11 protein-coding genes are annotated in these 12,302 nt (G+C 40.0%); 1 reads left to right on the forward strand and 10 read right to left on the reverse strand.

All coding sequences use genetic code 11. The annotated features are described in order from the left end of the window. Positions 1–422 precede the first annotated feature (422 nt). A complete protein-coding gene (locus DC082_RS00795) occupies positions 423–866 on the forward strand; it encodes an Lrp/AsnC family transcriptional regulator (protein ID WP_109235327.1) in 444 nt (147 codons plus the stop codon). A gap of 142 nt (positions 867–1,008) precedes the next feature. On the opposite strand, the gene DC082_RS00800 is transcribed toward DC082_RS00795, so the two are convergent. The 10 genes from DC082_RS00800 to DC082_RS00845 all read right to left on the reverse strand — a co-directional run bounded on the left by DC082_RS00800 (position 1,009) and on the right by DC082_RS00845 (position 12,274). Next, the gene (locus DC082_RS00800; protein WP_109235328.1) at positions 1,009–1,377 is read right to left on the reverse strand and encodes a glutaredoxin family protein; all 369 of its coding nucleotides are present in this window, start codon (positions 1,375–1,377) and stop codon (positions 1,009–1,011) included. 206 nt (positions 1,378–1,583) lie between these two features. Further along, a complete protein-coding gene (locus tag DC082_RS00805) occupies positions 1,584–2,039 on the reverse strand; it encodes a YaiI/YqxD family protein (RefSeq protein ID WP_109235329.1) in 456 nt (151 codons plus the stop codon). 123 nt (positions 2,040–2,162) lie between these two features. Then, positions 2,163–2,597 carry a universal stress protein gene (locus tag DC082_RS00810; protein ID WP_094568200.1) on the reverse strand — a complete coding sequence of 145 codons (435 nt, stop codon included), beginning with the start codon at positions 2,595–2,597 and terminating at the stop codon, positions 2,163–2,165. Positions 2,598–2,911: 314 nt separating this feature from the next. Continuing rightward, the gene (locus tag DC082_RS00815) at positions 2,912–4,189 is read right to left on the reverse strand and encodes a cytosine deaminase (protein ID WP_109235330.1); all 1,278 of its coding nucleotides are present in this window, start codon (positions 4,187–4,189) and stop codon (positions 2,912–2,914) included. 22 nt (positions 4,190–4,211) lie between these two features. Next, positions 4,212–5,447: a cytosine permease gene (codB, locus tag DC082_RS00820; protein ID WP_109235331.1), complete on the reverse strand. Its 1,236-nt coding sequence runs from the start codon at positions 5,445–5,447 to the stop codon at positions 4,212–4,214. Positions 5,448–5,782: 335 nt separating this feature from the next. Beyond that, positions 5,783–6,778: a type I glyceraldehyde-3-phosphate dehydrogenase gene (gene gap, locus DC082_RS00825; RefSeq protein ID WP_094568197.1), complete on the reverse strand. Its 996-nt coding sequence runs from the start codon at positions 6,776–6,778 to the stop codon at positions 5,783–5,785. Positions 6,779–7,145: 367 nt separating this feature from the next. Beyond that, the gene (locus tag DC082_RS00830; RefSeq protein WP_229821512.1) at positions 7,146–8,642 is read right to left on the reverse strand and encodes a leucyl aminopeptidase; all 1,497 of its coding nucleotides are present in this window, start codon (positions 8,640–8,642) and stop codon (positions 7,146–7,148) included. Positions 8,643–8,951: 309 nt separating this feature from the next. Next, positions 8,952–10,298: a tRNA (N6-isopentenyl adenosine(37)-C2)-methylthiotransferase MiaB gene (gene miaB / locus DC082_RS00835; RefSeq protein ID WP_109235332.1), complete on the reverse strand. Its 1,347-nt coding sequence runs from the start codon at positions 10,296–10,298 to the stop codon at positions 8,952–8,954. Between the two features lie 187 nt (positions 10,299–10,485). After that, positions 10,486–11,295, reverse strand: coding sequence for a peptidoglycan editing factor PgeF (pgeF, locus tag DC082_RS00840; RefSeq protein WP_157957378.1), 810 nt, complete (start codon positions 11,293–11,295; stop codon positions 10,486–10,488). Further along, positions 11,276–12,274: an RluA family pseudouridine synthase gene (locus DC082_RS00845; protein WP_109235334.1), complete on the reverse strand. Its 999-nt coding sequence runs from the start codon at positions 12,272–12,274 to the stop codon at positions 11,276–11,278. The genes pgeF and DC082_RS00845 overlap by 20 nt, the downstream gene beginning before the upstream one ends. Positions 12,275–12,302 lie beyond the last annotated feature (28 nt).

Consider the following 12,302-nt stretch of genomic DNA (forward strand, 5'->3'; position numbering starts at 1 on the left):
ATTTATCCATAAATAATTTATTTATAAATAGTGAGAATATTCGCTCTATCTCTATCTCTATCTCTATCTCATCTATTTTTAGAAAGCTTATTAAAATTGGTGACTATTAATTAGTGTTAGCCCCCATTTAGAGCGCCTTGTTGACATTTTGTGACTGATATTATTATCCATTTTTTTGATTTAAATCGTATGATTTTTCAAAATCAAATAATGAATAATTAACGAAAATTTAATTATCTTTTAGTTGTTTCTTAATCATTTTCATCATATCTTCTAATTTATCTTCTATTTTATTCTCTTTTAAGAATTACAGTTCCAATTTAGCACGAAGTTTAACGAATTGTATTGCAAATAAATAACTCAGAAAACTATTTTTTAGAATTAAATACGGTAAGATGAGATAAAAAGAGAGGAGATTCTAAATGAAACTAGATGAAATAGATTTAAAGATTTTACGTGCACTGAAAGAAGATGGTCGATTATCGAATCAAGATTTAGCTGAAAGAATATCGCTTTCCCCTTCAGCGTGTCATCGAAGAGTCAAAGAGCTTGAAAATAGTGGGATTATTAAAGGATATCGCGCTGTTTTAGACGAAAAGAAATTGGGAAGAGAGATTGAAGCCTTTGTTGAGATAGGTCTTATGCATCTCGACGAATCGGGCCATCAACATTTTTGTGATCACATAGCGACACTCCCTGAGGTAATTAATGCTTATATCATCACTGGGGAGTCAAATTATCTGCTTCATGTGAGAACCAATAATTTCTCCACTTTCTCCTACTTCATTACTCATAAATTGAATAAGATCTCCGGCATTATTAAGATCCATTCAAAGATCGTGATTAGTGATGTTAAGAAGATGTAGAAGCAGATCGTTAACAGCGGATAGTTAGAGACAGATAAGTAGAGCCCGAAAGAGTAAATTTTATTGATCGACTCTTTCGGGCTCATAGTTTATGGGGTAATAAGAGGGTTATGGAATAAGAGAAGCCTTATTGTAATAAGGTTTAAGCTTCGTGAGCAATCTTCTCAAGATATTGATTGATAGCATCCGATTCATACATCCAGTTTACCGTACCATCACTATTTTCAATGCGAAGGCAGGGGACTTGACGTTTTCCACCTTGCGTGAGTAACTCTTCTGCAAATTGTGCATTATCCTTTGCATCTCTCAATTCAATATTGAGATTGAGTCTTTTAATGGTGCGGCGCACTTTAACGCAGAAAGGGCACATGTGGAATTGATAGAGTGCAAGATGAGCTGTTTTTTGATCCATCTTTGCTTGCGCTTCCGCTGATCGTTTAACGGGAGTAGGGGAAAAAGTACTATCAAAAAAGAGAATTGCTTTACCTAGAATATTACGTATCAGTTTCATATTAAATCCTTTTATAATAACTCTATTAACATGGTTCCGTAAGGAGAGATAGAGAAGGGATGGCGAGAAGAGGCCAAAATAGAGAAGGGCTTAGTGTATCAAGCTTTCCGAGAAATGAGAAACGGAGAAATGGTGAAAGAGGGAAGTCAAAATGGGGGTTATGCTCTGTAAGCTTCTGTTTGGATCATCTCTACTCAGGTCATCTCTCAAGCACGGTGATGATCACGCAACCAGCGATCGAGACTATTACTGAAGTTTTGGCGATCTCGTTGATTGAGTGGTTCAGGGCCTTTAGTCTGTATCCCACTACCACGAAGTAATTCATTAAAATCTCGCATCGCAAGTTTGGCATTGATGCTTCCTAAATCATAAAAATCTCCACGAGGATTGAGAGCAATTCCCCCTTTATCGAGAACATCTTTCGCTAATGGAATATCGGCAGTAATAATAAGGTCATTCTTCTCTGTCATTGAGACAATACGTTGATCGGCAACATCAAATCCTGATAATACTTGAATTGCTTGCAGAAAGGGAGAACGTGGCAATTTTGTAGGCTGATTGGCGATAAAAATAACTTTTATCCTTTCACGAATCGCTGTCCGGCAGAGAATCTCCTTTAAAACATTAGGGATAGCATCAGCATCTACTAAAATTTGTGCCATTTTGATCGCCTTCTTAATCTCTATTTTTATAATTTGTCTTGGGGGAGTGAATAACTCACTATAAAGTAAAAGAGCCCTTTGAATGAAGAGCTCTTTATATCGTTACTATCTTTTCATTTTTGTTTAGCGAACAATCATGATATCGCAAGTTGAGTGGCGAACGGTGCTTTCAGAGACAGATCCAACAAACATTCTCTCTACCATGCCGTAACCTGTTGCACCCATGACAATAAGATCTGCATTCACTTCAGGCGCGATCTTCTTAGCGATCACTGATCTTGGTGAACCTTCTTTCTTCAAGGTTGCGATATCTGTAAGCCCAGCATCTTTTGCTTTTTGCTCTGCATCTGCAAGAATTTTTTTCGCATTATCTTCTGCATACTCTTCAAGTGGCTCACGGTAAGCAATCGCTAATGAATATGAGCGAACATCAATAACGTGAGCAATCACTAACTTGCTTGTATAGAACTTTGCTAATTCAATTGCACGATCGAGTGCTTTAAGAGAAGCGTCAGAACCATCAACAGGGACTAAAATCGTTTTATATTGTTTACTCATATTAAACTCCTAATATTGGGTTGAGGCTAAAGATAGATCGATACTATGTATCAATATCGTCTCGGATACTCGGGTAACGAATAATAGAGACTTTATATCAAACACTTAATATCAAGTATCATATTTGCCACTTTCTTTTAAGTTATTCTTTTAGGTTATTTATTGATTCAATAGCTTAACGAGCGATCCCTAAAAGGTGCTATTGACGCGCTCTTTTCGACTATTAATCATTTTCATTATACCCAACTTAATGATTATTTACAGAAGATTAAAAATAGAAATAGCGACCAAGATCAATGCAATTTTAGAAGTGATTAACGACGATAGTCGATCTTCTCTTCTGATTGAAGGTAGATGTGTGTTTCCGGCAACGTTGTTGTCGCTATAATCTTACCTCTACGGATAGAGTAGCGGGTTGGAACCTGGCGTCTTAAGGCATCAAAACCATTCTCTGCAGGAAGAATTAAGCAGTTTGCATCGAATCCCTCTTCAATACCATATTTTTCTAGATGAAGTACCTTCGCGCTATTGTTGGTAATAAGATCTAAACCATTATTGAGTTCAGGATATCCCATCATCTGTCCAACATGCATTCCCATATGAAGAACTTGTAACATATTCGCCGTTCCTAGTGGGTACCAAGGATCAAAAACATCGTCATGACCAAAAGCAACATTGAGTCCTGCTTTTAAGAGCTCTTTAACGCGCGTCATCCCTCTACGTTTAGGGTAACTGTCGAAACGACCTTGTAGATGAATATTGACTAATGGATTGGCCACAAAATTGATTTTTGAGAGACGGAAAGCACGAAAGAGGCGGGATGTATATGCATCATTATAAGAGCCCATCGCAGTTGTGTGGCTCGCTGTGACTCTCTCTCCTATTTCATCACGATAAGCAAATGCAGCAACTGATTCAACAAAGCGAGATTGCTCATCATCGATCTCATCACAATGGATATCGATGAGGCGATCATATTTTTTAGCAAGAGCGAAGAGATACTCTAATGATTGCACGCCATATTCACGCGTGAACTCAAAGTGAGGGATTCCACCGACAACATCGGCTCCCATCTTTAATGATTCTTCGAGAAGTGCTTCACCTTGGGGAAAGGAGAGGATTCCCTCTTGTGGGAAGGCAACAATTTGTAGGTCGATAAACTCTTTTACCTCTTCTTTAAGCTCAAGCATCGCTTCTAATGCAACTAATGAAGGATCAGAAATATCGACATGTGTTCTAACATGTTGAATACCATTAGCGATCTGCCATTTTAATGTCTTTAATGCTCGAGTTTTAACATCTTCATGATTTAAAAGCGCTTTTCGTTCTGCCCAACGCTCAATACCTTCAAAGAGTGTTCCGGAGAGGTTCCATTTGGGTTCTCCAGCTGTTTGAGTGGTATCGAGATGAATGTGTGGTTCGATAAATGGAGGAATTAATAACCCCTCTTCCGCATCAATCTTTTTGATCGATTCAGAGACCTCAAAAGGCTCATCTTGTGGTAAAATTTTTGCAAATTTCCCATCAGCAATAAGCACTTTCCAGAGTCCGGCATGATTACGAAGGTGTGTATTTTCAATCAGTAGTTGCATCTTGCTTACCCCTATTTCCTATCTATTTAATATGGTTTTTAGCACCTAATGTCTTTTCGAGAAGTATATAGGTGATTAATGATGCGATCACGGAGTTTAGAGGAACTATGCCTCCGAGAAGATAACTTGCTAAAACGCCGGCAATTACGGCGATAATCGCATTCCAATTCATAAAGATGGCATTCATCTCTGTAATCTGCTCATACCGTTTTTTCTGCATAAAGAAGTCGGCTATCAGGATTGTTCCAACGGGAGGAATCGCAGATGATAAAAAGATGAGCCAGTCGACAAAGTTATTATAGAGCCATAGTGAACTAATGGTACCGATAAATCCTAAAATCATAGAGAGCTTGCGACTAGAGATCCCTGTGATGCTCGAAAAGCCCAGTCCTGATGCATAGAGTGCATTATTATTAGTCGTCCAGATATTTAAGCCTAAAATAAGAATTGCCGGGATAATTAAGCCTTGGATCAGCATCACATCAAAAATATCGGCTTTTCCTAAGGCTAAAGTACCAATTGCTCCAAAGATAAACATTAAAGAGTTGCCAATGAAGAATGCAAGGACTGCAGCAATAATCGCAGTTTTAGCATTGCGTCCAAAGCGAAGAAAATCTGCTGTCAATGTGCCGGCACTAATAAAAGAGCCGATAACAATACTCAGAGCGCTTGCCATAGTGAGTGGATCAGTTGGTTCAACAGCTGCAAGTGCTTGAACACCACCGACAGAATCGACAGCTTCCCAGACAGAATAGATTCCAAGAATACTCATAGAGGGGACTGCTAAAATTGAAAGAGCAGCAATTGCGCCGATACCAAAATACATTGTCCCTGTCATCAGGGCCCCGGCAATAGCGATAAGAAGATAGAGATTGATGCCAGTTACTTCACTCACAGGAATAACAAACATTGCAACACCAACACCAAACCAACCCACTTGTGTGCCAGCAAGAAGTAGGGAAGGGAGCCAAGCCCCGCGACGACCAAAAGCGTAGCGTGCTAAAAGATGAGTTGTTAACCCCGTTTTGACACCAATATAGCCTAAAAATGCGGTGTAGATCGCTAAAAATGAGTTACCAATTAAGATCGCGATAAAGAAGTTATTGAGGTTTAAGCCCGCTCCTACACGTCCTCCAGCTAGCATACTTGCTGAGAAGAAAGTGAGGCCTAACATAATAAAGGAGAGGGAGATAAGACTTTTTCGTTGTTCTTGCGGGACAATACCTTGGCTATAGTTGATATCTTGAGGTTGAGACATCGGTGGGACTCCATGAATGATTGATAAAATAAAGTTCTATGAATTATAGGTCTGTTTTGTCCAATTGGGAGTAATCACTATTTTGATTCGCCTCTTTTGTGCGTACAAAACTTTCCCATAATAGATCTTTTTTTTAAAAAGAGAAGTAAATAGCTAGATATTAGACACTAATCATTAGACACTTATCTCAAGTGAATTTAAGTAAATAGATAGACGTAAAGGATAGACATAAAAGATAGACATAAAAAAAGAGATCTAATCTCTATGTATGAGTATTAGATCTCTCTATTATTACGATTTTGATATTTGAAAGGTAATTTTTGGGGAAATTAAAATTACTTAGAGATATGTGCTACTAAGTCGAGAACTTTATTAGAGTAACCGATCTCATTGTCATACCAAGATACAACTTTAACAAAAGTATCCGTTAAAGCGATACCCGCTTTTGCATCAAAGACAGAGGTGCATACTTCACCTAAGAAGTCTGTTGATACAACTGCATCTTCGGTATAGCCTAAAACACCTTTTAACTCACCTTCTGCCATCTCTTTCATTTTTGCGCAGATTTCATCATAAGTTGCAGGCTTCTTCAAGTTAACAGTTAAGTCAACAACAGAAACGTTAGGGGTTGGAACGCGGAAAGACATACCGGTTAATTTACCGTTAAGTTCAGGGATAACAACACCCACAGCTTTAGCAGCACCTGTTGATGAAGGGATGATATTTTGTGATGCGCCACGGCCACCTCTCCAATCTTTAGCAGAAGGACCATCAACCGTTTTTTGAGTTGCAGTTGTTGCGTGAACTGTCGTCATAAGACCTGATTCAATACCCCAAGTATCGTTAAGTACTTTAGCGATAGGTGCTAAGCAGTTGGTTGTACATGATGCGTTTGAAACGATATCTTCGCCTTTATAGGTGTTTTCATTAACACCGATAACAAACATTGGTGTCTTATCTTTTGAAGGGCCCGTCATGACAACTTTTTTAGCGCCTGCTGTAATATGTTTACGTGCTGTTTCATCAGTTAAGAAGAGGCCCGTTCCTTCAACAACAACATCAACATTGATCTCATCCCACTTAAGGTTTTCTGGGTCTCTTTCAGATGTAACGCGGATCTTCTTGCCATTGACCACTAAGTGCCCATCTTCAACTTCTACTGTGCCATTGAAACGACCATGTGTAGAGTCATATTTGAGCATATAAGCCATGTAATCAACATCGATTAGATCGTTGATTCCAACCACTTCAATATCGTTGCGTTCGCATGCTGCACGGAAAACAAAGCGACCAATACGACCAAAACCATTAATACCAACACGAATTGCCATGATGTATCTCCTTTTGAGAGTCAATTTACAGATTAGATAGTTTACGTATGATAACTGAATAATTGCGATTTTCTACTTTCACTTCTCATTGCACAATTATAAAATTATGTAATTACGCAATTATGTCACTAAACAGTTGTAACTAACTAATAGGCTGTAATAGAGGTTAAAATAAGAATAAAAAAACCAAAATAAAAATCGGAATGAAAATAAAAGCTATAACATCAGAATAGATTTATAAAGTTAAGATATTAGCGATAGAAGACCCTAAATAATAAAGCTTTTAATTTAATTGAGGGCTTCAAATAGGGTCTTCAGTAAGAGTTTAACGATAATTTCTTATTAATCTCAATCTATTCTACCTAATTTAATCTTGATAGTTCTTGATGAAGTCAAGAAGTAGTGGAACAGGACGTGCTGTTGCCCCTTTTTCTTTACCCGAAGTCCATGCCGTTCCGGCAATATCAAGGTGAGCCCAAGGGTAATCTTCTACAAAGCGCTCAAGGAAGCAAGCTGCGGTAATTGATCCTGCACCGCGACCACCACTGCTAATATTCCCCATATCAGCAAAGTTGGAATCGAGCATTGGTTGGAAGATATGATTCCAAATAGGGAATTCCCACACGTAATCGCGAGTTGTCTCTGCTGACTCTTTTAACTTATTGCTCAGTGAATCATTATTACTAAAGAGTCCCGATACTTCATGACCTAATGCCACGATAATTGCACCTGTTAATGTTGCAATATCGACAATCGCTTTAGGTTTAAATTGTGTTGCATAGGTTAGGGCATCACAGAGAATGAGACGGCCTTCAGCATCAGTATTGAGGATCTCAATTGTCTGACCAGACATTGAAGTAACAACATCACCCGGTTTTACAGCTTTGCCAGATGGCATATTCTCTGTTGCTGGGATTAAGCCGATCACATTCGCTTTTAAATTGAGCTCAGCAAGTGCTCTGAAAGTTCCTAATACAGAAGCTGCACCGCCCATATCGTACTTCATCTCATCCATCGCCGCGCCTGGTTTGAGTGAGATGCCTCCTGTATCAAAAGTGACCCCTTTACCGACTAAAGCGATAGGTGCTTCATCTTGCATCTCATCATGGATATATTCGAGCACAATAAAGCGAGGTTTCTCTTTTGAACCTTGTGCTACTGCGAGAAAAGCACCCATACCTAATTTCTTGATATCATCTTTATTGAGAACGGTTGCTTTGATGCTTGGGTATTTTTCTGCAAGTTTTAGCGCAGCTTCGCCAAGATCTTTAGGTGTCATCATATTTGCCGGCATATTCGCTAATGTTTTTGTTAAAGACATACCGTTAACTAATGCTTGGCCATAGGCAACTGCTTCTGCAATACCTGCTTCTTCATTGCTATCTAAAATTGTGATTGTTTTGAGCTCTAGCGCTTTAACTTTCTCTTTTTTCTCAGCTGCAAATTGATAGAGCACATCGCCGATAGATTGGATGAGTGCTGGAATTGAAGTTGCTTTACGCTTGCAATTTTCGAGTAAGGCAAAGGTAGCATCTTTTGCCGGGGTTGATTTAATCCAGCGAGTTGCAGCCGCAACAGCTTTACGCATGATGTCGATATTATATTTCTCTTCTTGCCCAAGACCGACCACTAATAGGCGCTTAGCTTTGATAGCGTTTAATCCAAGAAGTGGTAGCACTTCGCCGGCTTTTCCGCTGATATCACCACTCTCTACTAATCTTCCTAATTCTCCATTTAAGAGAGTATCTAATTTTTCTGCTGTCGCAGTTAGTTTCCCTTCAAAAGCGCCGACAACAAGACAATCTGTCTGATGTTGTTCGAGAGCACTATGTGCTGCGTGAAAAGTCATTTTATTGATATTCATAATATTCCTTTAAACAATCCTTGAGAGGTAACTCTTTTGTGGAAGACTTACTCTTCCTTCAACTCTCCATCTAAAATTTTGCTCGTTGCGATTTAAGTATGGGGGTTAAAGAGTAACGCGGTTAAGAGATCTGTCCTTAGTTAATGGTCAAAATGTGTAACATAGAAATTATCTCTATTTGTAAATGAGATTATGTGGCTTTAATTTCTATATTCAACAGGCAAGTTATTTATTTGTACAAATATGGATGGATAAAAGTGGCAGATAGAGAAAGAGAGATCAACATTGAGTGGATCTCTCTTTTAGCTCTTATTGCTCTGTGACAACTAAACGCCCACGTAAGGAGTTTGGTTGAGCTTCTGTAATAATCACATCACAGAAGTGGCCAATGAGTGAATTAGGCGCTTCAAAGTTTACGACACGATTATTTTCGGTTCTTCCAGCAAGTTCTTTCGGGTTATTGCGGGATGGGCGATCAACTAAAATGCGTTGTACAGTGCCGACCATCGATTGTGAAATAGCGGTTGCCTGCTCAGTTAACTTTGCTTGAAGGCGAGCAAGACGCGCTTTTTTCTCTTCTAAAGAGACATCATCGGGTAGATTAGCTGCTGGTGTTCCCGGTCTTGCTGAGTAGATGAAGCTAAATGAATGGTCGTAATGGATATCCTCTACGAGTTTCATTGTTGCCTCAAAATCTGCCTCACTCTCTCCAGGGAAGCCGACGATAATATCGGTGGAGATAGAGATATCTGGGCGAATTGCACGGAGCTTCTTAATTTTGGCTTTATACTCTAATACCGTATGGTTTCGTTTCATCATCATCAAAATATGATCTGATCCTGACTGAACAGGAAGATGGAGATGAGAGACAAGCTTTGGAACACGCGCATAAGCTTCGATTAGGCGATCATTAAAGGCAATTGGATGAGATGTGGTATAGCGAATTCTCTCAATACCTTCAATCTCAGCGACATACTCAATAAGAAGTGCTAGATCTCCAATTTTGCCATCGGGCATCTCACCTTGGTAATCATTCACATTTTGCCCAAGGAGTGTTACCTCGCGAACTCCTTGTTCAGCAAGTGACGCGATCTCTCCAAGCACATCGATAAAGGGGCGCGAGATCTCTTCGCCACGCGTATAGGGGACAATACAGAAAGAGCAATATTTATTGCATCCTTCCATAATTGAGACAAATGCGGTAACGCCTTCAGCGCGAGGCTTAGGAAGGTGATCAAATTTCTCTATTTCAGGGAAAGAGACATCTACCTGAGTCCCATTACCTTGCCAAACGTCATTGAGCATTTTTGGGAGGCGATGGAGCGTTTGAGGACCAAAGATAATATCAACAAAGGGCGCGCGCTTCTTAATCGCTTCCCCTTCTTGTGATGCCACACATCCGCCAACAGCGATCACAATGTGAGGGTTCTCCTCTTTATGTTTGCGCCAACGACCTAATTCAGAGAAGACTTTCTCTTGTGCTTTTTCACGAATTGAGCAGGTATTGAGTATAAAAAGGTCTGCTTCTTCAATCTTGTCGGTCTGTTCTAAGTTGCAAAATGCTTTGAGTGAGTCTGCCATCTTCTCTGAGTCATACTCATTCATCTGACAGCCCTGGGTTTGAATATAAAATTTCTTATATTGTACTGTGGACATAACTAGTTATAAATCTCGCAAGTTTGTAGATATCGATCGATGATCTCGATAATTTTTAACGCTCTATTTTAGCCTATTTCTCTAATAACTTCAGGTTAGTTTGTTGGCGATTTCCGATCTGTTTTGTCTGTTATCGCTTTGGACACTCAATTGTAGTTATCGGAGATATAGGCTCACCTTTTACAACTTAGCCCTCTTGAATCCAGATATAACTTGCCATGCGTCCCGATTTAACGCCATCTCGGCGATAAGAGTAGAAGAGGGAGGGATCTGAGTAAGTGCAAAGATCTCCTCCATAAATTTGTGTTCCAGGGATACCGAGATTCTTTAAACGTAATTTTGCGAGTTGGTAGATATCAGCAAGATACTTTCCATTATTGGGAGAGGGGATAAATAGTGAAGGGTGATCTCTCTCTATATTGCTGATATTTTTCAGTAGGGTATTACGATATTGAAAGGCGGATTTCACCTCAGGACCAATCTCAAATGCTTTTTGGGAGATTGCAGGGCCTAGCCAGACAAAGAGATCGTCACTTTTTTGCTTTAAAGCGTGAACACTATTTTCAATAATATCCATCAAAAGTGAGCGCCATCCTGCATGAATGGCAGTTACAACGCTCTCTTGACGATTAGAGATGAGGATAGGCAAGCAATCTGCGGTTAAAATCATTGCCGGTTGATTGAGCTCGCTGGTGTAAGCTGCATCGGCGCCGGCACCATTCCACTCAGGTAAGATGGGTACAGAGAGATTGGAGTGAATTTGGGTCAATGAGAAGTGGATGCCGGGAATTTTAAAGGTCTCTCTGAGGCGCTCTCTATTAGCCAATACATCTTCCCGTCGGTCAGCAGAACTTAAGCTCAAATTAAGACCAGCGTAATCTCCTTGAGAAACCCCACCTTTGCGCGTTGTTGTAAAAGCCTTTATCCGTTGGGAGAGGGGCCAGTTCGGAGCAATAACTACGATCCCATTATCTTGTTTAATGATCTTGCTGCTCATAAGCGATACTCTCCTCTCGAATGGCATCTACTAGATTTTTGAGATCATTAGGCCAAGGTTGCTCAAAAGAGAGGGACTCCCCCGTACGTGGATGATCGAAGGCAATAGAGTAAGCATGTAGTGCTTGACGTTTAAATCCTCTTAAGACATTTTCAGCGTGTTGCCCAAATTTTTTGGGTATCCGAAGACGCGCACCATAATCACTATCACCAACAATAGGGTAGTTAATATGTTGCATATGGACACGAATTTGGTGAGTTCTGCCGGTCTCTATATTGACCTCTAAAAGCGTATGAGCCCTAAAGCGCTCTTTAACACGAACATGGGTGATCGCCTCTTTACCTTCATTGTTACCCTCCTCATCAGTCTCTGTAACCCACATATGTTTCCGGCGATGAGGGTTGCGACCAATAGGGGCATCAATGGTGCGGCCAGAGATCATCTCTCCTATCACAAGGGCGTGGTAGATCTTAGTCGGTGTTCTGGCTTTAAATTGCTCAATGAGATTCTCTTCTGCTGCCATATTTTTGGCAATAACTAAAATGCCGGAGGTCTCTTTATCGAGGCGATGAACAATACCGGCACGACTTAAATTTGCTAACTCTGGGCAGTGGTGAAGGAGTGCATTTGCAAGCGTTCCCTGTTGATTGCCGGCACCAGGATGAACAACCATACCCGCAGGTTTGTTGAGGACAATGATGTCATCATCTTCAAAAATAATGTCAAGATCGATCTTCTCTGGGACAATTTCTTCACTATCTGATTGATTTTTTTCGATAGTTAGTTGAATAATATCTTGAGAAGAGACACTATCTCTCGGGCGAGGTACTTCGCCATTGAGAAGGACTTGACCATTCTTAATAAGACGTTGCCCTTGGCTTCGAGATAGATTAGGCTGAAGAAGCGGAAGGATCGCATCGATGCGCTCTCCGGCTAGATGTTCGGGGATTGTGATAGTAAAAGTTTCTGACTGTTTCATAATTTATCTGTATAATCTCGAAGAATTA

Origin of the sequence: Ignatzschineria indica (assembly GCF_003121925.1) — a bacterium.
Taxonomy (GTDB): domain Bacteria; phylum Pseudomonadota; class Gammaproteobacteria; order Cardiobacteriales; family Wohlfahrtiimonadaceae; genus Ignatzschineria; species Ignatzschineria indica.

What these genes read in the sequence shown, in the direction of transcription:
- miaB (WP_109235332.1), bottom strand. Translation starts at nt 10,298, where the DNA reads ATGTCCACAGTACAATATAAGAAATTTTATATTCAAACCCAGGGCTGT.
- DC082_RS00795 (WP_109235327.1), top strand. Translation starts at nt 423, where the DNA reads ATGAAACTAGATGAAATAGATTTAAAGATTTTACGTGCACTGAAAGAA.
- pgeF (WP_157957378.1), bottom strand. Translation starts at nt 11,295, where the DNA reads ATGAGCAGCAAGATCATTAAACAAGATAATGGGATCGTAGTTATTGCT.
- gap (WP_094568197.1), bottom strand. Translation starts at nt 6,778, where the DNA reads ATGGCAATTCGTGTTGGTATTAATGGTTTTGGTCGTATTGGTCGCTTT.
- DC082_RS00810 (WP_094568200.1), bottom strand. Translation starts at nt 2,597, where the DNA reads ATGAGTAAACAATATAAAACGATTTTAGTCCCTGTTGATGGTTCTGAC.
- DC082_RS00805 (WP_109235329.1), bottom strand. Translation starts at nt 2,039, where the DNA reads ATGGCACAAATTTTAGTAGATGCTGATGCTATCCCTAATGTTTTAAAG.
- codB (WP_109235331.1), bottom strand. Translation starts at nt 5,447, where the DNA reads ATGTCTCAACCTCAAGATATCAACTATAGCCAAGGTATTGTCCCGCAA.
- DC082_RS00815 (WP_109235330.1), bottom strand. Translation starts at nt 4,189, where the DNA reads ATGCAACTACTGATTGAAAATACACACCTTCGTAATCATGCCGGACTC.
- DC082_RS00830 (WP_229821512.1), bottom strand. Translation starts at nt 8,642, where the DNA reads ATGAATATCAATAAAATGACTTTTCACGCAGCACATAGTGCTCTCGAA.
- DC082_RS00845 (WP_109235334.1), bottom strand. Translation starts at nt 12,274, where the DNA reads ATGAAACAGTCAGAAACTTTTACTATCACAATCCCCGAACATCTAGCC.
- DC082_RS00800 (WP_109235328.1), bottom strand. Translation starts at nt 1,377, where the DNA reads ATGAAACTGATACGTAATATTCTAGGTAAAGCAATTCTCTTTTTTGAT.